At 38.0% G+C, this 21263-nt stretch carries 20 protein-coding genes; 2 read left to right on the forward strand and 18 right to left on the reverse strand.

Annotated features, from left to right (window positions below; genetic code table 11):
- Window positions 1–21 precede the first annotated feature (21 nt).
- The 3 genes from recG to sdaAB are packed head-to-tail and all read right to left on the reverse strand — an operon-like array spanning window position 22 to window position 3629.
- Window positions 22–2055, reverse strand: coding sequence for an ATP-dependent DNA helicase RecG (recG, locus tag BV906_RS08025; protein WP_087972945.1), 2034 nt, complete (start codon window positions 2053–2055; stop codon window positions 22–24).
- Window positions 2056–2070: 15 nt separating this feature from the next.
- A complete protein-coding gene (gene sdaAA, locus BV906_RS08030) occupies window positions 2071–2946 on the reverse strand; it encodes an L-serine ammonia-lyase, iron-sulfur-dependent, subunit alpha (protein WP_087972946.1) in 876 nt (291 codons plus the stop codon).
- Between the two features lie 20 nt (window positions 2947–2966).
- Window positions 2967–3629: an L-serine ammonia-lyase, iron-sulfur-dependent subunit beta gene (gene sdaAB / locus BV906_RS08035; protein WP_087972947.1), complete on the reverse strand. Its 663-nt coding sequence runs from the start codon at window positions 3627–3629 to the stop codon at window positions 2967–2969.
- Window positions 3630–3828: 199 nt separating this feature from the next.
- On the opposite strand from sdaAB, the gene BV906_RS08040 reads away from it, so the two are divergent.
- A complete protein-coding gene (locus BV906_RS08040; protein ID WP_087972948.1) occupies window positions 3829–5100 on the forward strand; it encodes an NCS2 family permease in 1272 nt (423 codons plus the stop codon).
- Window positions 5101–5151: 51 nt separating this feature from the next.
- Here the strand turns inward: BV906_RS08040 and BV906_RS08045 are convergent, their stop codons facing one another.
- Both BV906_RS08045 and BV906_RS08050 read right to left on the reverse strand, forming a co-directional pair.
- On the reverse strand, window positions 5152–6813 hold the full coding sequence (locus BV906_RS08045) for a DAK2 domain-containing protein (protein ID WP_087972949.1): 1662 nt from the start codon (window positions 6811–6813) through the stop codon (window positions 5152–5154).
- Window positions 6814–6842: 29 nt separating this feature from the next.
- Window positions 6843–7205, reverse strand: coding sequence for an Asp23/Gls24 family envelope stress response protein (locus tag BV906_RS08050; RefSeq protein WP_087972950.1), 363 nt, complete (start codon window positions 7203–7205; stop codon window positions 6843–6845).
- A gap of 402 nt (window positions 7206–7607) precedes the next feature.
- Here BV906_RS08050 and rpmB point away from each other — a divergent pair, with 402 nt between their 5' ends.
- A complete protein-coding gene (rpmB, locus tag BV906_RS08055; RefSeq protein WP_087972951.1) occupies window positions 7608–7796 on the forward strand; it encodes a 50S ribosomal protein L28 in 189 nt (62 codons plus the stop codon).
- 671 nt (window positions 7797–8467) lie between these two features.
- On the opposite strand, the gene spoVM is transcribed toward rpmB, so the two are convergent.
- The 13 genes from spoVM to remA form a co-directional block, all read right to left on the reverse strand.
- Window positions 8468–8551, reverse strand: coding sequence for a stage V sporulation protein SpoVM (gene spoVM / locus BV906_RS08060; RefSeq protein ID WP_087972952.1), 84 nt, complete (start codon window positions 8549–8551; stop codon window positions 8468–8470).
- A gap of 38 nt (window positions 8552–8589) precedes the next feature.
- Window positions 8590–9240 carry a thiamine diphosphokinase gene (locus tag BV906_RS08065; RefSeq protein WP_087972953.1) on the reverse strand — a complete coding sequence of 217 codons (651 nt, stop codon included), beginning with the start codon at window positions 9238–9240 and terminating at the stop codon, window positions 8590–8592.
- A gap of 5 nt (window positions 9241–9245) precedes the next feature.
- Window positions 9246–9902, reverse strand: a complete 657-nt coding sequence (gene rpe, locus BV906_RS08070) for a ribulose-phosphate 3-epimerase (protein ID WP_087972954.1) — start codon at window positions 9900–9902, stop codon at window positions 9246–9248.
- Window positions 9903–9905: 3 nt separating this feature from the next.
- On the reverse strand, window positions 9906–10787 hold the full coding sequence (gene rsgA, locus BV906_RS08075) for a ribosome small subunit-dependent GTPase A (RefSeq protein ID WP_087972955.1): 882 nt from the start codon (window positions 10785–10787) through the stop codon (window positions 9906–9908).
- A gap of 1 nt (window position 10788) precedes the next feature.
- Window positions 10789–12912 (reverse strand): Stk1 family PASTA domain-containing Ser/Thr kinase, encoded by a 2124-nt coding sequence (pknB, locus tag BV906_RS08080; protein ID WP_087972956.1) that lies wholly within the window; start codon window positions 12910–12912, stop codon window positions 10789–10791.
- The gene (locus BV906_RS08085; protein WP_087972957.1) at window positions 12909–13667 is read right to left on the reverse strand and encodes a Stp1/IreP family PP2C-type Ser/Thr phosphatase; all 759 of its coding nucleotides are present in this window, start codon (window positions 13665–13667) and stop codon (window positions 12909–12911) included. Before BV906_RS08085 ends, pknB begins: the two co-directional genes overlap by 4 nt.
- A gap of 220 nt (window positions 13668–13887) precedes the next feature.
- Complete coding sequence (rsmB, locus tag BV906_RS08090; RefSeq protein WP_087972958.1) at window positions 13888–15234, reverse strand: 16S rRNA (cytosine(967)-C(5))-methyltransferase RsmB; 1347 nt, start codon at window positions 15232–15234, stop codon at window positions 13888–13890.
- A gap of 1 nt (window position 15235) precedes the next feature.
- A complete protein-coding gene (gene fmt, locus BV906_RS08095) occupies window positions 15236–16180 on the reverse strand; it encodes a methionyl-tRNA formyltransferase (RefSeq protein ID WP_087972959.1) in 945 nt (314 codons plus the stop codon).
- 29 nt (window positions 16181–16209) lie between these two features.
- Complete coding sequence (gene priA, locus BV906_RS08100; protein WP_087972960.1) at window positions 16210–18618, reverse strand: primosomal protein N'; 2409 nt, start codon at window positions 18616–18618, stop codon at window positions 16210–16212.
- Complete coding sequence (gene coaBC, locus BV906_RS08105; protein WP_087972961.1) at window positions 18615–19823, reverse strand: bifunctional phosphopantothenoylcysteine decarboxylase/phosphopantothenate--cysteine ligase CoaBC; 1209 nt, start codon at window positions 19821–19823, stop codon at window positions 18615–18617. Before coaBC ends, priA begins: the two co-directional genes overlap by 4 nt.
- A 329-nt stretch (window positions 19824–20152) precedes the next feature.
- Window positions 20153–20350, reverse strand: a complete 198-nt coding sequence (gene rpoZ, locus BV906_RS08110; protein ID WP_087972962.1) for a DNA-directed RNA polymerase subunit omega — start codon at window positions 20348–20350, stop codon at window positions 20153–20155.
- A complete protein-coding gene (gmk, locus tag BV906_RS08115) occupies window positions 20347–20967 on the reverse strand; it encodes a guanylate kinase (protein WP_087972963.1) in 621 nt (206 codons plus the stop codon). Before gmk ends, rpoZ begins: the two co-directional genes overlap by 4 nt.
- 30 nt (window positions 20968–20997) lie before the next feature.
- Window positions 20998–21258 (reverse strand): extracellular matrix/biofilm regulator RemA, encoded by a 261-nt coding sequence (gene remA, locus BV906_RS08120; protein WP_087972964.1) that lies wholly within the window; start codon window positions 21256–21258, stop codon window positions 20998–21000.
- Window positions 21259–21263 lie beyond the last annotated feature (5 nt).

Here is a 21263-nt window from a genome sequence, read left to right on the forward strand (position 1 = left end):
ATTATTTATGCAAGTTAACCATTAATCCAATTTATCTTCGAAGGAAAATTGCTGTTCAAGAAATTCCTTTAAAGGATAGAATTCCTCCGTATTGTTCAATTGGTTAGATTCAATAATTTTCTGTGCATCATTCCGGGCGGTTTCTAGTGCTCGATAGTCATGAATCATATCAGCAACCTTAAATTCAGGAACGCCACTTTGCTTTTTGCCAAAGAAGTCTCCTGGACCCCTAAGTTGTAAATCCTGTTCAGAGAGTTCAAACCCATTCGTTGTTTCTGTCATAATGCGCATACGCTCTTTGCCGACTTCACTTTTCGGTTCGGCGATTAGAATACAGTAACTTTGCTTACTACCTCTTCCAACCCTGCCCCTTAATTGATGGAGTTGAGATAAACCAAATCTTTCAGCATCGTAGATAACCATAATGGTAGCATTCGGAACATTTACACCAACTTCTACTACGGTAGTTGAGACGAGAACTTGTATGTCATTTGCCGCAAATTCCTTCATGACGCCATCTTTTTCAGCTGCAGGAAGTCTCCCATGCATCAACCCTACTTTAACTTCAGGTGGAAAGTATTCTTGAAGTTGATGGAATAGATCAACCGCATTTTGAATATCCAGCTTATCAGATTCCTCAATTAATGGGCTGATTACATATGCCTGTTCACCTTCTGCAACACGATTTTCGATAAAATTTAAAATTCTTTCAAACGTATTTTCCTTTACCCAAAGTGTTTCAATTTCTTTTCTGCCAACAGGCATTTCATCAATGACAGATACGTCCATATCACCAAAAGCGGTAATGGCAAGAGTTCTTGGTATTGGTGTCGCAGTCATAAATAACACATCCGGATTTAACCCTTTATCCCTAAGTATTCTTCTTTGTTCCACACCAAAACGATGTTGTTCATCAACAATTGCAAAGCCCAGATCATGGAAAATAACCTCATCCTGTATCAGCGCATGTGTACCAACAACGATATCAGCATCCTTATTTTCGATAGTCGCTAGGATCTCTTTTCTCTTTTTCCCTTTTACAGATCCCGTAAGTAAAACAATTGTTGCCCGGTCTCCAAACAGTTCTTTTAAAGACTGATAATGCTGTTCAGCAAGAATCTCTGTCGGAACCATTAATGCTCCCTGTTTTCCGGCAGTGATGGAGGCGTATAAACCAATTGCAGCTACTGCTGTTTTACCCGAGCCGACATCTCCTTGGAGTAATCGATTCATGCGAAACGGCGATTTTAAATCAGCCAAAATTTGCTGTAATGATTTCTGTTGGGCATTTGTTAATGCAAAAGGAAAATCACCTATAAACTCTTGAACCTTTGTAGAATCATAGTATTGGGTATTGCCACTAGTAGACTCACGTTTCAACTTGCGAAGCAACTGCATTTTTAGCTGGAATAACAAAAACTCTTCATATGTAAAACGACGACGAGCATGTTTTAATGCTATCCGATCCTTCGGAAAATGCATGGTGGATACTGCATCTTTTCGATTTGGTAGTTTATACGATTGAAGGTAGCTATCAGGTAAAATTTCTTTGATGTCACCACTATAGGTCTGTAATGCTGTCCGTATTAGTTTCTTTAATTTTATATTTGTAAAATCGCCCTTTAACGAATATACCGGATTAATACTTTTCTGATCATCTATTGGTCCAAGACTATAGTGGCTAACAGTAATTTGTAATCTATGTGCATCCCATTTTCCGGTGAGTGTGACAATATTGTCAGCTTGAATTTGTTTTTTAGCAAACGCTCGATTAAACATGACAGCTTTTATTGCCACCCCTTCAACTTCAACGGAAAATGACAGTCTTGACTTTTTTCTGCCATAAAAAGTAAGGGAAGGGTCGTGGATCACCCTTCCCTCGATTGTCACTTTATCATCATGTATCAATTCACTAAGTGGTTTAATTTCATAAACATCATAACGATATGGGAAATAAAAAAGTAGGTCGGCAATCGTATGTATGTTCATAGACGCCAAGTTTTCTGCAGCAATTTCTCCCACACCTTTAATTTCTGTTACTTGCTCACTCATCACAGCAAATCACTCTTTCTAGTTCGTATTTCCATATATTTTCTTTTTTAGCAATCTACCAGTTGGTGTATCAGCCAACCCACCCTCACCTGTTTCACGAAGGCTTGAAGGCATTTGCTTTCCAATACGATACATCGCGCCAATTACTTCATCACATGGAATTCTGCTTGTAACACCGGCCAATGCTAAATCGGCAGAAACAATTGCTAATGATGAACCGGCTGCATTTCTCTTCACACAAGGTACTTCTACAAGACCTGCAACAGGGTCACAAACGAGTCCAAGCATATTCTTTAATGTCATTGCAAAGGCATCTGAAGATTGTTGAGCTGTGCCACCAGCCATCTCTACAATCGCTGCTGCAGCCATTGCACCGGCAGATCCGATTTCAGCTTGGCATCCTCCAGCCGCACCCGAAATAAATGCGTTATTAGCAACGACAAAACCGAAAGCTCCCGCAGTAAATAAATACCGGATCATTTGTTCACGAGTTGGATGTAGCTGTTCTTTCACAGCAAATAATGTCCCCGGAACACAACCTGCACTTCCTGCAGTTGGAGTAGCGCAGATTATGCCCATTGCTGCATTGACTTCATTCGTTCCCATTGCTTTACTAACCGCATCCATCATGAGAGGACCAGATAAAGGGGTTTTCTCTTTCATATACTTTTGAATGCGGACAGCATCACCACCAGTAAGACCTGTTACAGACTGAACACCTTGCATAGCATCATCGATTGCTCTTTCCATTACTTGAAGATTTTTTTCCATTTCTTCATAAACTTCTTCACGCGTTTTTTCTTTAACATCCATTTCCTGACGTATCATCACTTCAGAAATTAATATATTTTCCTTTTCGGCAATTTCAATCAATTCTGCCACTGTTCGAAACATCCTAACACTCCTCTCTGAGATCAGCTGACGATTTTTGCAATCTGATTAATATGGTCTGCTTCCTTTAGCTCATTTAAAATCGTGTCTTCTACATTTTGATCGACTTCAATGACCATCAATGCTTCTTTACCTACATCTTTACGATTTACTTCCATATGACCAATGTTTACTTCATGTTTGGCAAGAATTTTCGTAACAGAGGCAATTGCTCCATAACGATCATTATGCATAATTAAGATTGCAGGGTGGTTTCCTGATAACCTAAGTTCAAAACCATTCAGTTCAGTAATTTCAACTTTCCCTCCACCGATGGATATACCGATAAGCTCCAGTTGATCCATGTCGTCCCCGATTATTAAACGTGCAGTATTCGGGTGATCTACAGCAGCACTATCTTCAACAAATTCAATTTCAAGACCTTTCTCTTTAGCTATTTCAAGTGCCTTGCTCATTTGTGGATGATCTGTTTCAAAACCCAATAACCCACCTGCCAATGCAAAATCTGTTCCATGGCCTTTATATGTTTTAGCAAAGGATTCATATAAATGGATTTTTGCCCATTTCGGTTGTTTTCCAAATAAATTACGTGCAGCTTTCCCTATACGTGCAGCACCTGCTGTATGTGAGCTTGATGGGCCAACCATGACTGGTCCGATAATATCAAACACTGAATTATATTTCACATGTATGCACCACCTATTATTAGTATAGTTCTAGTTCTATTGTAAAGTATAACAAAAAAGACTATAATAATCATTTGTGGATTATGAATGAATGTGTATGAGTCAAGTTTTTAGTCCCGTTTTGAGCTGAAACAAGACTTTTTACATTTTCTTTAGGTAATCGGGTGGGAGAGGGATATAAGACATATGAGGAATTTTTATGAAATACACAGGCAATAAAAACAAGGTACCTTTAAAAAATGAAATAATTGCTGGTATCATCGGCTATTTTACCACCGTATATATTGTTGTTGTCAATGGCTCCATTTTAAGTGAAGCAGGTATTTCCCTTGAATCTGGGATGATTGCCACTATTCTCGCCAGTTTTGTTGGTACGATGGTCATGGGGATAATCGGTAAACTACCATTGATCTTAATTCCCGGAATGGGAATTAATGCACTCTTTGCATATTCGATCATTGGAAACAATGGTTTTACATTCCAGGAAGGGTTAGCTGTCGTTCTTGTGGCAGGACTTATTTTTCTGATTACTGCATTCAGTAAACTTGGCGTTATTTTAAAGAATGCCATACCCAATTCCTTAAAACATGGAATTACTGTCGGGCTAGGCTTCTTTTTAATACTGATTGGACTGGAAAATAGTGGTCTAATTACAAGCGGAGAAAATACAATCATTGCAATTGGTGATTTTACTTCAACGACAGTTACGGTAAGTCTCCTTACACTATTTATAGCCATCTTTTTATTTGTAAGAAATATACCTGCAAACTTTCTTATTACTATGGTTGTTGGTACATTACTTGCAGCCCTTTTTGGCCTACCGAAGCCAGAAGCGGGTATGGTTCACGTCAATATGAGCGAGCTTTTATTTTTGCCTTCCTTTTCAGCTGCTGGACAATTTTCCTTCTGGCTTGCAGTATTTCCATTAGCCTTAATTCTCATTTTTGAAAACATGGGAATTCTAAATGGTCAACTGGATATGCTGGACAGAGAGAAAAGCTATTCGAAAGCATATCGGATTACAGCATTCTCGGCTTTTACTTCTGCATTTCTCGGTACATCACCAACCGTTTCGGGAGCAGAAAACGCAGCGGTAATTGCTTCTGGTGGAAAAACAGGCAGAGCAGCAATAACCGCAGGAGTTTTGTTCCTTTTAACTATTTTCATTATTCCTTGGATCTCGATCGTTCCAAATTCAGCCATCAGCCCAATTTTAATTATCGTCGGATTTTTGATGGCTCAAAATATCCGTTATTTGCCATTAGACAACCTTTCAGAGAGCATCCCGGCATTACTTATTGTTGTGATGATTCCATTCACATACAGTATCGGAGATGGGATGGCATTTGGGTTTATTGCATACCCTATTGTTAAATTGGCATTGGGGAAACAAAAAGAACTAAATAAGGCACTAGTTGCCATATCGCTATTATTTTCATTCAGCTTTATTATGAAGATAATCGGCCTGTAGTATGAAAAAGGAGATTATACTGTATATCGTATAATCTCCTTTAATCTGTTGCTACTCCACTGAAAAGATATAGGAATATATCGGCTGTTTACCGTTATGAACTTCTACTTCAACATCTTCATAAGTTTCTTCAACATAGGTTACAAGAGCTTTCACTTCTGTATCATCCACATCATCACCATATAAAATAGTTAAGATCTCATCGTTATCCGAGATTATTTCTTTCAATAGCAATTTAGCAGCCTCTGCCTTTTCCTTGTGCGTTACCACGATTTTCCCTTCATCTATTCCCATAAAATTACCGTTTTCAATTGTAATTCCATCAATTTGCGTATCTCTGATAGCATATGTGATTTGACCAGTTTTCACCTGCTTACGAGCTTCATCCATGACGCCTCTGTTTTCATCAATATCTGATTCTGGATGAAATGCAAGCATTGCACTGATCCCTTGAGGAATTGTTTTAGTTGGCACCACTTTTACATTTTCCTCTGCAATTTCTGCAGCCTGATCAGCGGCCATTAAGATGTTTTTGTTATTTGGTAAAATAAGTATGTTTTTCGAATTCGCTTTTTTAATTGCATTTGTTATATCTTGTGTACTAGGATTCATAGTTTGGCCACCTTCAATGACAACAGAGGCTCCAAGACTTTCAAACAATGCTTTTAGTCCACTTCCCATTGCCACCGTAACAATCGCATAGTCGGCTTTTTCTTTTGGAACTGCTTTCGTATCCTTTTCTCCAACTAAAGCAGTATGCTGTTCACGCATATTTTCAATCTTCATGTTGACTAGACTACCAAAACGCTGTCCTAATGTCAGACAATTTCCAGGAGTCTCGGAATGAACATGGACTTTCACAATATCTTCATCCGAAACAACTAATAAGGAATCCCCCAGTTCACTTAATTCATTGCGGAAGTCCTCTTCATTATATGGATTTTCTGCAAGTTTTTCTTCTTCAAATTTGACCATGAACTCTGTACAATATCCAAATACGATTTCTGAAGTGTCCATGAAATCCTGTGTCACTTTATGGTGTTCAGCATTGATCATTTCTTCCATTTTCACTTCTGTTGAATCTTCTGGAAGTTCTTCACCTTTTAAGGCTGCCAAGAAACCTTCATAAATGGTTACAAGACCTTGACCACCCGAATCCACTACACCTACCTCTTTCAATACCGGCAGTAAGTCAGGGGTACGTTTAAGGGAAGCTTTTGCTTCAGCCAAAACCTTTTCCATAAAAATAATAATATCTGTTTCATTTTTAGACTCACTAACCGCTTTCTTTCCAGCATCTTTCGCTACCGTCAAGATCGTACCTTCCACAGGCTTCATCACAGCCTTGTAAGCTGTAACTACACCAGCATCAAAGGCTTCGGCAAGATCTGTAACCGTTAATTCCTCTTTCTTGCCCATTCCCTTGGCAAAACCACGGAATATTTGAGACAAAATGACACCTGAGTTCCCTCTTGCTCCCATTAATAATCCTTTTGCGAAAGCATTTGCAACTTCAGAAACATTGTTGGTCGTCCATTTCCTAACTTCATTTGCTCCTGATGTCATTGATAAATTCATATTTGTGCCTGTATCACCATCCGGTACTGGAAATACATTTAAAGCATCAATTTTACTGGCATTGTTCGCTAAATGGTGTGCTCCGGAGAGTACCATTTGTGTCAAAGTAACGCCGTCTAATTTTTCAACCGTCACGATGTTTTCCTCCTCCAAACTGCAGCAAATTAATCTTTTGCTACACGGACTCCTTGAATATATATATTTACTGAGTCAATTGCTAACCCTAAAGATTGACTTAATGTATATTTAACCTGTGATTGAACATTGTTAGCCACTTCGGATATTTTTGTGCCATAACTGACTATAATATACATATCAATATGCAATTTCTCTTCTCCCTGGCGAACGACAATGCCACGAGAGTAGTTTTCTTTTCTCAGAATCTCTGCAATACCATCTTTAATTTGGCTTTTCGATGCCATTCCTACAATTCCATAACATTCAACTGCTGTCCCACCAGCAATGGTAGCAATAACTTCATTGGTAATGGTTACTTGACCATCACTCATATTAAGTTCAATGGACATAATAATCCCCCTTAAAATACATCTCAAAAAAACTGCTGAATATAAATCAACATTCATTTGTCACTTATGATCTGCAAACTTTTGAATTGCCTTTTAAACATTAAAACATAACATAAGCAAATTATACTATAGCCTCGTTATATTTAAAAGCAACTACTAATATATAGGGATAAATTAGTACCGTAAAAATTTCACTTATAACATTGGATGAATCTATACCATCTGTCAAGTATTTTTTCTTTATTCCCAATAATAAAGGTAAATGCTGATAGACCAGCGTATTTATTGGAATTAAAGTATAATTTATTGTATAAGTAATAAAAGATTGATTGCATTATTAGGCTACTTATGATAAATTGTATAAGTAATAAATGACAGATGATAGAGTAAGGAGGGATTAACATGGCAAGAAAATGTGTTGTAACTGGACGTAAAACTAGCACAGGAAACCAACGCTCTCACGCTATGAATTCCAACAAGCGTAATTGGAAAGCTAATGTACAAAAAGTACGTATTATGGTAGATGGAAAACCTAAACGTGTTTACGTTTCTGCACGTGCCCTGAAATCAGGTAAAGTAGAGCGCGTATAATATACTAAAACTACATTAGTTGATTAACTAAAAAACACCCAATGCATGCATTAGGTGTTTTTTTATCTGCTTTTTTATTCAGGACTTTGTGAAAAGTTTGTTGCTTTATAACACTCGAAGTTGATATAACGACCTAAGATAAATCTCTTCGGCGACCGCTTAGGGAAATACACTACGGGCATCCTAGGGTGGCTGGTGTGCCCCTTCATGCTGACGCACTTCAGGGTCTCACCTATGCCTATTTTCCCGTAGGAGTCCCCGTGTACCCCAGAGCCAGTTAGAAGATTGCTAGCAGTTCTCTGCATTAGTAATAGCGATAAAACACATTATAAAGCTCCACCAGTCCGGCATTGCTGTGGGCGGTGACTCCTCGAAAATACAAACCAATTTTCTTACGAAGATGCAAATGCTGCCGAAGCCTTACTTGTCCTGCTGGAAAAGCACGTGTCCGAAGACCAGAAGAGTGGTTTTCTCTTCGGGGCTGTGGCCGTGCCCTAAGGTGCGCATCTGCCCGCAGCGATCCCGGACGGCAGTAATAGCACCGTCTTTGGATATCAGCCAGCAGTTACGTCGCTATTATGTGTATAGGATCTAGCAAATTCTAGAAAACAACCTTTATTCGAAAAAAGAAAGCTTTTATCAAACCGAATTGACAAAAGCTGGTCTATACATTATTTTTCTTTTCTGAACATCCCAATGACAATCTTTACAAATCCACCAACAAATCTCGGAAGTTTAATAGTATAAAATTTCATAAGCAGGGACCCCTCCTGTTCTACAATCCAAACTGCTGCTAAATTGTATCACAACTCTTTACTAGTAATAGTATGCCTTTTTCAAAAGAAAAAGTACCACTTTTTGAAAGAAGCTCGTTTGAAATACAGCGAGTCGATCCCCATGAGATATTCGTATTTTTTAATGGATAGTAAAAACCAGAAAGATTAATTCTTTCTACTGCTTTTGAATAAGGAATAAATGAAATATAGGGATACTTCTGGTCCTGTCTAATCGTATGCTTACCAGGATAAACCATCTCAAGCCAGTTTGATTTATCCACTATATAACCGTCTATTCCTTTATTCTTAATGAGATACAGCAATTGAATATTGATTAGTTCATGATCAATTCTGCCACCGGTTACACCAAACAAGTAAATATGATCAGGATTCAGTACAAAACTTCTATTTAATGCAATTTCAATATCTGTTTCATCTTTTTCTGCTGGGTATTGTTCCATAAATTTTGTCTGTTGTTTAATGAATGCTTTTTCACTGTCCGTAATAGAATCAAAATCACCAACAGCATATTCTATTGGAATATTATGTTCTGCCAAAATGTATGCTCCACGATCCGCACCAATCCAAACATCAATTTTATCTTTATAATATTGTAGATCTGGGAGCAAGTGATCTGGCCCATTTCCTACAATTCCTACTGATTTCATGATACTTATCCTTTCGTTGCTTGAAGAATTTCTTGAATCGCCTGATGACGATTAGCTTGATTGAAAACAGCACTCCCAGCAACAAGTACATCTGCTCCAGCGTCGGTACAAAGTTTTGCTGTTTCTGGATTAACTCCACCATCAACTTCAATTTCGTATTCCAGATTCAACTCATTTCGCCATGTAGAAATCTGTTCAATTTTCTTAACTGTTTCATGAATAAATGACTGCCCTCCAAATCCCGGGTTAACGGTCATTATTAAAACCAGATCAATTTCGGTCAATATTGGCTTAATCATCTCTACTGGTGTTGCAGGATTAACAACAACTCCTGCTTTGGCTCCATTTGCTTTAATCAGCTGAATCGTACGATGTAGGTGTGGAGATGCCTCCTGGTGAACAGTAATGATCGATGCCCCTGCTTTTGCAAAATCTGCAATATAAGTATCTGGATTCTCAATCATTAAATGTACATCCAAAGGTAGCGTCGTTACCGGTTTAATCGCTTCTACAATTAATGACCCAATTGTAATGTTCGGTACAAAATGTCCATCCATTACATCTACATGAATATAATCTGCCCCGCCCTTTTCTACATCTTTAATCTCTTCACCCAATTTCGAAAAGTCTGCTGATAAGATGGATGGTGCTATTTTTGTCATATGTTAATACCTCGGCTTTCTTGATTGTATTTCTTCTAGGAAACTTAAATAATGCTTATATCGAATGTTCGAGATTGCCTCATTATCTACTGCTTCTTTTACTGCGCAGTTCGGTTCTTTATGATGCTTACATCCGCGAAATTTACAGTTTTCCTTCAATGCTCTCATTTCAGGAAAACAATCTGATAACTCTTCCGCTTCGATTTCATTAAAATCAAGATTACTAAAACCTGGAGTATCTGCGACGAGTCCACTATTTACCTGCATCAGCTCTACATGTCTTGTCGTATGCTTCCCTCTGCCAAGACTTTTGGAAATTTCATCTGTCTTAAGCAACAAGGAAGGCTTTAATACGTTTAAAAGCGAAGATTTCCCCACACCGGATTGGCCCGCAAACACAGATACTTTATCCGCAAAATAATGTTCTAACACTGGTGGATTATCCGGTTGTTTTGATGATAACAACTCAACGGAATAGCCTATATCTTCGTAGACAGATTTATAGTAATCAATAGTTGTTCGCTCTTCATCTGAAATTAAATCAATCTTCGTAATAAAAATTAACGGAACAATATCTTTTGATTCAATCAGCACAAGAAATTGGTCCAGTAGTAATGCACTAAAATCTGGAGAAACAGCAGAACTGACAATGATGGCTTGATCGATATTTGCTATTGGCGGCCGGACAAGTTCATTTGATCGTGTTTCGATTTCCATGATATAGCCTTCTCCCGGATTACTTTCTTCGAATTTAACAAAATCACCCACAAGTGGAGTTATTTTTCTATTTCGAAAAACACCTCTTCCCTTACATGAGTAAATTTCATCTCCTGATTTTACGTAATAAAATCCGCTTAAAGCTTTTACAATTCTGCCTTCTGCCATTTTAGTCACCCTCTTGTTCTTCATAGGTTTCAGTCTTATTACTAATGACTTCATCATCCCTTTTTATGATATACTCTGCTTCGCCACCTGGGGGAATTGATAATGTAAATGTAAATTCCGTATCCTCTGTGATTGCTTTTTCTTCATATACGTCCGTTATTTGATTATTCATGTCATCAATATAAATACGAACAATCTGTTCAACTGGTTCCTGTTGTTCTTGTTGTTCTTGTTGTCCTTCTTGTTCTTCTTCTTGACCTTCTTCTTGACCTTCTTCTTCGGTGCCTTCTTCAGCTAGAGGTTCGGGTTGATAAGGTACCGTGTATACTATTGTTCGAGAATCTAGTGGTAAATCCTCCGGTCCGTTTGAAATATAAACATTAACCGTGGAACCCTTTTGCAATTCGGCCCCTGAACTTGGTTCCTGTCTAATAACCCCACCTTCTGCAACATCTTCAGAAGTTTCTTCCACCTTATTCATAACTAAATTATTACTTTCTAAATAGGAACTTGCTTCTTGTTCGGTCATTCCGGTAAGATTATTTAAACTAACTAATTCCGGTCCCCTACTGACTTCAAAAATAACTCTTTCTTCACTTGGTACTACTTCACTATTTTCTGAAGGTTGAATTTGAGCAATAATTTCACCAACAGGGCGATCCGAATACTCCTCATAGGTATTTATATCTGTAAAACCAGCTTCTTCAAGAAGTCTAGTAACTTGTCCTATATCGCGTCCAACATAATCACTGAATTCTACTTTTTCTTTACCTTTACTGACAAAAAGAGTAATGATTGATTCTTCTTTCGCAGTTCTTCCAGATTTCGGGTCAGTCCGGACGACCAATCCTTCCTCTATTTCCTCAGAGAAGATTTCTTCCTGTTCGACAATTAAATTGTCAGCTTCTAAAAGTTCGGTTGCTTCATCCGTTTCCATCTCTGTTACATCTTGTACAATAACATCTTTTGGCTGCATTAAACCAGGTATAAGGAAATACGCTGCTACTCCTACTGCAACTAATAAAAACAGAATCAGTAGACTGATCAACCATTTTTTCTTAGTCTTTTTTTCCTTTATTGGTTTTGCTTTCTTCTTTTTGTTATTTTTAATCTTTTTATCCGGAGTCGTTGTTGGCACTTTTTCTTTCTTTTCTTCAGGATAATTTTTAGTTCCTTCATTTGATTGATGGACCAATGTAGCTTGTTCCAAGTCTTCCTCAATATGTTGATCTGTGATAATTGGAATCGCTTTTGTCTCTTCTCCAACTTCAATCGGTGGAGAGAAAGGGGATTCATTTAGCTTATCTGGATGCAATGCTGTTTCAATCGCCTCTTCCAGATTATATATATTTTCATATCTATGAAATGGGTCTTTGGCTGTTGCTTTCAAAACAATATTTTCAACACTTTGTGGAATTTCTGGATTAAATTTCCTTACTGACGGTGTATTGCTCTGCAAATGCTTTAAAGCAATGGAAACTGGAGACTGACCAGAAAATGGGAGTCTCCCTGTAAGCAACTCAAACAGGACAATTCCAATCGAATATATATCAGACTTTTTTGTTGCCATCCCGCCTCTTGCCTGTTCAGGAGATAAATAATGTACCGATCCCAGAATAGAATTTGTCTGTGTCAATGCAGTTGCACTCAATGCTATCGCGATACCAAAATCGGTTACTTTAACTTGCCCAAAGTTGTTGACAAGAATATTTTGCGGTTTAATATCCCGATGTACAATATCATTTGCATGGGCAAGGGCAATTGCTGAACTAATTTGTTTCATGATATCCATTGCTTCCGGAACATCTATCGGTCCATAATGCTGTATGTACTCTTTCAATGTCATACCATCCACATATTCCATAACCATATATAGAACTTCATCTTCTTCGCCCACATCATAAATATTCACGATGTTAGGGTGTGATAAACTGGAGGCTGACTGTGCTTCCCTATCAAAACGCGCGATAAATTCCTGATCATTGATGTATTCCATTCTTAATGCTTTTACGGCGACATCGCGCTCTAGAATGGTATCCATTGCCAGATACACATTAGCCATCCCGCCCCCGCCGATTCTTTCTTTAATTTGATAGCGTTCGTTTAAGAGGTGGCCACTATTCATCTGTTTTCACCTACTACCGCAGAAGAATCATGCTGTATTAAAATAAGTGAAATATTGTCCTCTCCACCCCGCTCATTCGCAAGATTTATCATTCCCTGGCCGATTTCTTTCAAGTCATTAGATTCCTGAGTGAATGAAGCAAGTTCTGTATCATTCAATTTATTCGATAACCCATCAGAACATAGTAATAACCTGTTTCCCTTTTCCCAGTCGACAGTCATTACATCCTCTGAAACCTGTTGTTCCGTTCCAATAGCTTTCAGCAAAATATTTTTCCTTGGATGCTGTTCTGCATCAACTTCAGTTATCTGCCCTGAGCGTACCAACTCATTAACCAATGAATGATCTTCTGTGATTTGATTAAAACCATTATCATTCAGAAGATAACATCTGCTATCACCAACATGTGCTATCGTAATAAATTCTTTCGTACATACTGCAATCACAATCGTTGTCCCCATGCCTTTACATTCCTTATTATCCAATGAATGTTCATATAAGGATTGGTTAATATCTACAATTGCAGCTTTCAGCCATGTTTCAATTGCACCTGGTGTTTGAAGCTGAGAGGCCTGCTGCCATTTGTCCCGCACCAGTTCAGTTGCAAGCCTACTTGCTACATCTCCAGCCTGATGGCCACCCATACCATCAGCAATGACAGCTATTAATTGTTGTTCTTTATTATAAAATAATCCACCGGAATCTTCGTTATGGTTTCTAACTTGACCACGGTCAGTCAGAAAATGACCTTCCATGCTTTTTCCTCCTCGCTCCTCGCAAGCTTCACTTCATTAGAATGATAAAAGGATGTTCAAAGGTTTAGTAAAACAGTCTTTTTTATCCTTTTATTAGAAAACTCGGTTGTCACAGAGTTTTTAACTGACGACCTCAGTTCACTTAAGAAGTTAAGTGAGTATTTTTACTTTCTTAACTCCTAAATAAAGTATTGCACATTTTTCCCAATAAAAAAACATGTTATTCCATTTTTTTAAAACGTGTTAAAAAGAAACCATCTGTATTGTGATCCTGGGGAAATAATTGGAGTCCATTCTCCGTTATGCCAGGCGAGTTTTTTAATTTGGCAGGCAGTGTTTCAAAGAAATCTGCATCTATTTGAAACTCTGGGTTAGTTTTCAAAAAATGTTTTACGACATTTTCATTTTCTCCAACATCTACTGTACAAGTGCTATAGATGATTAATCCATCCTGTTTAAGTAGTGGTGCAACATTCTCAAGAATCTCTGACTGTATTACGGAGAGCCGTTTAATGTCATCTAGCTTTTTGTCGTATTTAATTTCTGGTTTTCCGCGAATAACACCCAATCCAGAGCATGGAGCATCAATTAATATCCGGTCAAAGCTTTCCTTTTCATGGAGTTCGCCAAGCTCTCTCGCATCTCCCGGGTTCGCATTAATAATCGACAAGTTAAGCAGTGATGCCTTTTCATCGACTTGCTTTATTTTCTTTTTATGAAGATCATATGCATAGATCATCCCTTCATCATGCATCTTTTCAGCAATATGGGTAACTTTTCCGCCTGGGGCACTACAGCCATCGAGAATATGCATTCCAGGTTTAGCATCAAGCATTTCCCCCACAAGCATGGAACTTTGATCCTGTATGGTAACATATCCTTCTTTAAATAATTCTGTATTTAAAATGTTCCCCTTGTCGATAATAATTCCCTGTGAAGAAAATACAGATTCCTTCACTTCAAAACCTTGTTCTGTTAATTCTTCCATTGCTTTTTCACGTGAGATTTTCATTGGTTGAACTCTAATTGATCTATGTTTTCTAGTTATATTAGCCTCGCACATTGCTTTGGTGGTTTCATAACCATAATTGGAAATCCAGCGATCCACAAGCCATTCTGGATGACTTGTTTCAACAGAAAGTCGCTTTGTTTGATCTTCAATAAGCGTTGTTTCAGGAACGCCTTTTCGCTGAACATTCCTAAGTACACCATTTACAAGTGATGCTATTCCCTTATGTCCTCGTTGCTTGGCAATTTCAACTGCCTCATGAATAATTGCATGGTCTGGTACCTTGTCCAAATAGACCATTTGATAAAGTGACATCCTCAACAGGATTTTTACCCACAGATCCATTTTATTATTGTTTTTAATGAAACTTTCCAAATAATAATCCAAAGTGATCTTTCTCTGTAAGGTTCCATAAACGATTTCAGTCATTAAACCTTCATCTTTTTCAGGAATTCGTTTGGATTTTATTTCATTATTAATCAATAAGTGGCTGAATCCGCTGTCCTTCTCAATACGGAGTAGCAAATCAAGAACAGTATTTCGTAATTGATATTTCATATTATTCACCTAATATTTTCCCTATTTTAATGCGATCAGATGACCCTTGTAAATATTCTCTTACAGTCATTCGTTTCTTTCCTGCAGGTTGTATTTCCATTACTTTAATACCCTTTTGATCACCACAGATAACAGTAAATGTTTCACTATCAAGTTTTTGTACAATTTCACCAGGTGTCTTCCCCTCGTATAACGTATCATCCGGAATACCCCACCAAATTTTCATCACTTTATTTTCATATGTTGTAAAGGCAACCGGCCATGGATGTAACCCGCGAATTTGATTATAAATTTCCACATTGCTATTATTCCAGTCTATCTTTTCCTGCTCCCTTTTTATATTGGAAGCAAAAGTTGCTATTGAATCATCTTGTTTTACCGGAGTCAGTTCATTTGAAAATAGCCTTGGTAACGTTGATATTAATAGCTCTGCACCTACTTTTGAAAGCTTATCATGCATACTGCCAACATGGTCTTTTTCCTCAATTGGCACAGACTGCTGCGTTAATATATCTCCTGCATCTAATTTCTCGACCATATACATAATGGTAATTCCTGTTTCCTTTTTCCCTTTTATTATTGCATAGTGAATTGGTGCTCCTCCACGCAATTCCGGAAGAAGGGATGCATGAACATTTATACACCCAAATTCAGGTGTTTCTAAAATTTCATTTGGAAGCAATTGTCCGTATGCTGCTGTAACGATTAAATCCGGTTTATATTTTAATATTTCTTCATAATCATTCTTTAATTTTTCCGGTTGGAACACGGGTATATTATTTTTTTCAGCCTCTATTTTAACGGGTGGAGGTGTAATAATCCTTTTTCTTCCCTTTGGTCGATCTGGCTGTGTGACAACGAGTACAACTTCATAGTCAGAATCAACAAGCGTTCGCAATATCGGAACTGAAAAATCTGGTGTTCCCATAAAAACAATTCGTTTCATTATTTTAACCTTCTTTCATTACTGTACAACTACATCATATGATATGGCTGCATATCAACTGTAATCAGTAAATCTTTTTTACGTACTTCATCAGCAAATACACTTTTAATCTTATTCATATATTTTCGTAAATGTGGTTCATTCCTGTATTTTATCATGCATTGATAGCGATATCTATCTTTGATACGTGGAATTGGCGATGGTGTTGGTCCTAATACCACTGTGTCTCCCCCAACAGATTTCATCAATAGTTGTGCGATTTGCTGGGTTGTTTGCATCGCCTTTACATTATTTTCATGGGAAACAGTAATCAATGCAAGAAAAAAGTATGGCGGATATTGGAAAGCTTTACGCATGCTCATTTCATGTTTATAAAACGTATCAAAATCATATACACTCGCAAGCTCTATACTATAATGATCAGGTGTATAGGTTTGTACGACTACTTTACCTGGAAGCTCATGTCTACCAGCACGACCACTTACCTGTGTCAATAATTGAAATGTTTTTTCAGAAGAACGGAAATCCGGGAGATGCAGCATGGAATCTGCTGTCAGTACACCAACAAGTGTTACATTTTCAAAATCCAAACCTTTTGCAATCATCTGTGTCCCCAAAAGAATATCTGCCTTCCCTTCAGCAAACTGGCTCAGCAACTTTTCATGGGAGCCTTTTCTTCTAGTTGTATCAACATCCATGCGAATAACCCGTGCCTCGGGAATAAGCTTCGTTAGTGATTCTTCCACTTTTTGAGTTCCGGTTCCAAAGTAACGGATTAAATCACTTTCACATTCCGGGCACAATTCCGGTACTCTCTCTTCATAAGAACAATAATGGCATTTCAGCTGATTACTGTTTTTATGATAGGTTAATGCTATATCACAATGCGGGCATTCCTTAACATGTCCACAGTCTCTGCACATTACAAACGTAGAATACCCTCTTCTGTTTAACATGAGGACAATTTGTTCACCTTTAGCAAGACACTGCTCAATTTCCTCTTTAAGCGTTCTTGAGAACATCGTACGGTTGCCAGCATGCAGTTCATTTCTCATATCGATAATCTCTACCTCTGGCATCGCTTTTTGATTTGTTCGTTGACTTAAGGTTGCAAGCTTATAAACATCTTTACTTGCCCGTGCGTAACTTTCCAATGCTGGTGTAGCACTGCCTAAGATGACAGGGCAATTATTAGTTTTCCCTCTCTGTATAGCTACATCCCGCGCATGATAACGGGGCTGGTCTTCCTGTTTATATGTTGTTTCGTGTTCCTCATCAATAATAATAATTCCAAGGTTTTGAAAAGGAGCAAATATAGCAGATCTTGCACCAACTACCACATTCACTTCTTTCCGATGGATTCTGCGCCATTCATCATACTTTTCTCCAGATGAAAGGGCGCTATGCATCACAGCAACACTAGATCCGAATCTCCCTTTGAATCGTTTTACCATCTGTGGTGTCAGTGAAATTTCCGGTACGAGCACAATTGCTTCCTTGCCTTTATTTATAACATGTTGGATTGCCTGCAAATAGATTTCCGTTTTACCGCTACCTGTAACACCGTGAATCAGAAAAACATCATGTTTATTTTCTTCGATTGTTTGATTGATTGGTTCGATAGCTTGGCTCTGCTCGTCTGTTAATTCAAGAGCTGTGGTTCTGGCAAATTCATTATCATTATAAGGATTACGAAGCACTTCTTGTTGATACGTCTCCAAAAGTTCTTTTTCCACAAGTGCTTTTACTGTGCTTGTTGTTGTTTGCACTTTTTTCAGTAATTCTTTTTGTTCTATTTCTTTCTCATTTGCAATAAAGAACAAAAGCAATTGTTTCTGCTTTTTAGCAGTTTTCGATAAATCTCCTAATGCCTCTTCTAATACATGTATATCCTTTGCCGGTTTAATCATTGTAATCTGTTTTTTTGTGATTCTGGATTTCACCAAATAATCAACCGAAACGTCCCCTGCTTCAAGCAGCTTTTGAAGCTGATAATAGCTAATCGAAGTAGCTTCAAATTCTTCAAACGGTATGTAATCTCTACCAGCAAACAGATTTTCAAATTCATCTGGAAGCATATCATCTGTCAGTCTAACTAACTCTTTTTTGTACTGTGATTTTAATACTTGAGGTAGCATCGCCTGCAGTGCAGTAATGGAAAGACTTAATGTCTCGTTAGCGACCCACTTTCCCAGTTCAAGTAATTCTGTCGTTAATACAGGTGTCAAATCCAGCACATCGATAATTTTTTTTAATTTAGTAAAGCTCGATTCTGAGGTGAAGCCTACGACAAATCCCATAATTTTCCTCGGACCAAATGGAACAATGACACGCATACCAACAGTAAGCATTTCCATGAATTTGTCGGGAATCAGATAGTCAAATGTCTGGTTGGTAGAGCTTGCTGGCACATCTACAATAACTTTAGCTATATTCAATGCAATTCATCCTTCATATCTCTATCGATAAATGTTAGGATCTTTTCTGCAATTTCTTTCTTGGAAGCTAGCGCTACTTCATCTTCTATCATTAATTTATTTACATACGTAATAATGTTTGTATCGCCACCAAATCCTGCTCCTTCAGAAGAAACATCATTAATCACGATTGCGTCCAAATTCTTTTTTGCAAGCTTTTGCTTCCCATATTCCAAAGCATTTTCCGTTTCAGCTGCAAATCCGACCAAATACTGGGAGGATTTAATTTCACCTAGCGATTGAAGGATATCCTTCGTCCGCTCCATTTTAATATGCCAGTCTCCGTCTTGTTTTTTCATTTTTTCATTATAACTATGTTTTGGTCTGTAATCTGCGACTGCAGCAGATTTTATAACAATATCCTGTTCCGTGAAATAACGGTGCATTGCATCATGCATTTCTTCAGCGGTCGTTACATCAATACGATTAATTCGAGGATGTGCCGATTGTATTGTTACCGGGCCAGTTACAAGTGTTACTTCTGCCCCTAAATCTGCCGCAACCTCTGCTAGCGCAAAGCCCATTTTTCCTGTTGAACGGTTCGTAAAAAAACGTACGGGATCGATGATTTCTCTTGTAGGTCCAGCCGAAATGAGTACTTTCTTACCAGCGAGAAAGGGTTCCCTTTGTTGATGGGTTTCAATTGCCTCTATAATACTCTCCGGCTCTTCCAAACGTCCCTTTCCTACGTATCCACAGGCCAGATACCCTGCACCAGGTTCAATGAAATAATATCCCCAATCTTCCAGTTGCTTCATATTTTTAATTACTGCGGGATGCCCGTACATATGTACATTCATTGCGGGTGCTATATAGACATCAGCCTGTGTGGCAAGTAATGTTGTGGAAAGCATATCGTCTGCAATGCCATTTGCAAGCTTTCCAATTATATTTGCTGTAGCTGGTGCAATCAGGGCTATATCAGCCCAATCTGCCAAATCAATATGGGCAATTTTCTCTGGACTTTTTTCCTCAAATGTATCTATATATACAGGATTTCTCGATAATGCCTGAAAAGTCAGTGGAGTGACAAATTCAGTAGCACTTTCCGTCATCATGACTTTCACATTCGCACCCTTTTGCGTTAATTTACTTGCAAGTGCACATGCTTTGTATACTGCTATTCCACCGGACACACCCAAGAGAATATTCTTATGATTAACCATTTTCAAACTCCTCTCCTACCCGTTTCTAAATTTATCTGATTTATTTATAACATTAAAAAGTACGCATTGACAGAAACTAAGACATAAAATCCTAAGCTTTCAAGCATTAGGAAGGCTCACCAGTCGCCCACGGACAGCGAAGTGTATACGGGCTGCGGATGCCTGAGTAACTCTTTTCTATTATTAGTGCTACAGATTTATTATGGATAGAAGTTACTTCGCAGTTTATCTCGACTAACAAACAATCATTCGTAAACAGCCAATCATTAAAATAAACCCCTCGCTATTTGCGGGGGGTTTGAAGTTTAATGCACGTCGCTTCCTTTAAGTTAATCTTCTTTCAAATACAACTTACCAGCCTCAATCTCTTCCAAAGCCATACCAACATATTTGACAGATTTTGGATTCTCGACCATTACATCTTTCGTGTCACTTAATTGTCTAGCACGTCTTGAAGATAGCGTAACAAGTGTATATTTAGATTTAATTTTTTCTTGTAGAGCATCGATTGATGGTTCTAACATCATAATAATTCATCCTCCAATATTTTTTTATATTGTTTCGCAATTCGTTCACGTTTAAGATGTTCGCTTTGAATAATTGCTTTCACTTTAGCCACCGCATGCTCGACCTGGTCATTTACAACTACATAATCATAGGCATCCATCATCTCAATTTCTTTACGGGCTTCTTTTAAACGATTAAGCACCAGTTCCTGTGTTTCCGTACCACGGCTTACAATACGATTTTTCAATTCTTCCAGGCTCGGCGGGAAAAGAAAAATAAATACGCCCTCAGGGAAGTTTTCTTTCACCTGTAAAGCGCCCTGTACTTCTATTTCTAAAAAGACATCCAGCCCCTTTTCCAGTGTCTCTTCAACATATGCACGTGGTGTCCCATAATAATTGTCAACATATTTTGCATATTCCAGAAGCTGATTTTGTTCGATTAGACTTTCAAATTCTTCTACAGATTTGTAAAAATAATCCACCCCGTCCATTTCACCTGGGCGCATATTTCTAGTTGTCATCGATATAGAATACTGCAGATCCGTTGCCTCTTCAAAAAGCTTTTTTCTTACTGTTCCTTTTCCAACACCGGATGGTCCAGAAAGAATAAATAAAACACCTTTCTCTTTAAACATATATTTCCTCCTAAAGCTCTTGGTTATAATCTATTCATCCGAAATCTCTTCATTACTGATTACCCGTTGTCCGACAGTTTCAGGCTGAACAGCAGATAGAACGACATGATCACTATCTGTTATGATCACAGCTCGTGTACGTCTTCCATATGTAGCATCAACCAATTTATTATTATCCCTGGCTACGGTTATAATTCGTTTTATTGGTGCTGACTCCGGTGAAACAATCGAAATTATACGATTTGCAGAAACAACATTTCCAAAACCGATATTTATTAAACTTAAACTCAATTTAC

The organism is Oceanobacillus rekensis (assembly GCF_002153375.1).
Lineage (GTDB): Bacteria > Bacillota > Bacilli > Bacillales > Amphibacillaceae > Oceanobacillus > Oceanobacillus rekensis.

Excerpts from the sequence above, each read along its gene's own strand:
- sdaAA (WP_087972946.1), bottom strand. The coding sequence starts at position 2,946 with ATGTTTCGAACAGTGGCAGAATTGATTGAAATTGCCGAAAAGGAAAAT.
- BV906_RS08040 (WP_087972948.1), top strand. The coding sequence starts at position 3,829 with ATGAAATACACAGGCAATAAAAACAAGGTACCTTTAAAAAATGAAATA.
- BV906_RS08050 (WP_087972950.1), bottom strand. The coding sequence starts at position 7,205 with ATGTCCATTGAACTTAATATGAGTGATGGTCAAGTAACCATTACCAAT.
- rpmB (WP_087972951.1), top strand. The coding sequence starts at position 7,608 with ATGGCAAGAAAATGTGTTGTAACTGGACGTAAAACTAGCACAGGAAAC.
- spoVM (WP_087972952.1), bottom strand. The coding sequence starts at position 8,551 with ATGAAATTTTATACTATTAAACTTCCGAGATTTGTTGGTGGATTTGTA.
- BV906_RS08065 (WP_087972953.1), bottom strand. The coding sequence starts at position 9,240 with ATGAAATCAGTAGGAATTGTAGGAAATGGGCCAGATCACTTGCTCCCA.
- rpe (WP_087972954.1), bottom strand. The coding sequence starts at position 9,902 with ATGACAAAAATAGCACCATCCATCTTATCAGCAGACTTTTCGAAATTG.
- rsgA (WP_087972955.1), bottom strand. The coding sequence starts at position 10,787 with ATGGCAGAAGGCAGAATTGTAAAAGCTTTAAGCGGATTTTATTACGTA.
- pknB (WP_087972956.1), bottom strand. The coding sequence starts at position 12,912 with ATGAATAGTGGCCACCTCTTAAACGAACGCTATCAAATTAAAGAAAGA.
- BV906_RS08085 (WP_087972957.1), bottom strand. The coding sequence starts at position 13,667 with ATGGAAGGTCATTTTCTGACTGACCGTGGTCAAGTTAGAAACCATAAC.
- rsmB (WP_087972958.1), bottom strand. The coding sequence starts at position 15,234 with ATGAAATATCAATTACGAAATACTGTTCTTGATTTGCTACTCCGTATT.
- fmt (WP_087972959.1), bottom strand. The coding sequence starts at position 16,180 with ATGAAACGAATTGTTTTTATGGGAACACCAGATTTTTCAGTTCCGATA.
- coaBC (WP_087972961.1), bottom strand. The coding sequence starts at position 19,823 with ATGGTTAATCATAAGAATATTCTCTTGGGTGTGTCCGGTGGAATAGCA.
- rpoZ (WP_087972962.1), bottom strand. The coding sequence starts at position 20,350 with ATGATGTTAGAACCATCAATCGATGCTCTACAAGAAAAAATTAAATCT.
- gmk (WP_087972963.1), bottom strand. The coding sequence starts at position 20,967 with ATGTTTAAAGAGAAAGGTGTTTTATTTATTCTTTCTGGACCATCCGGT.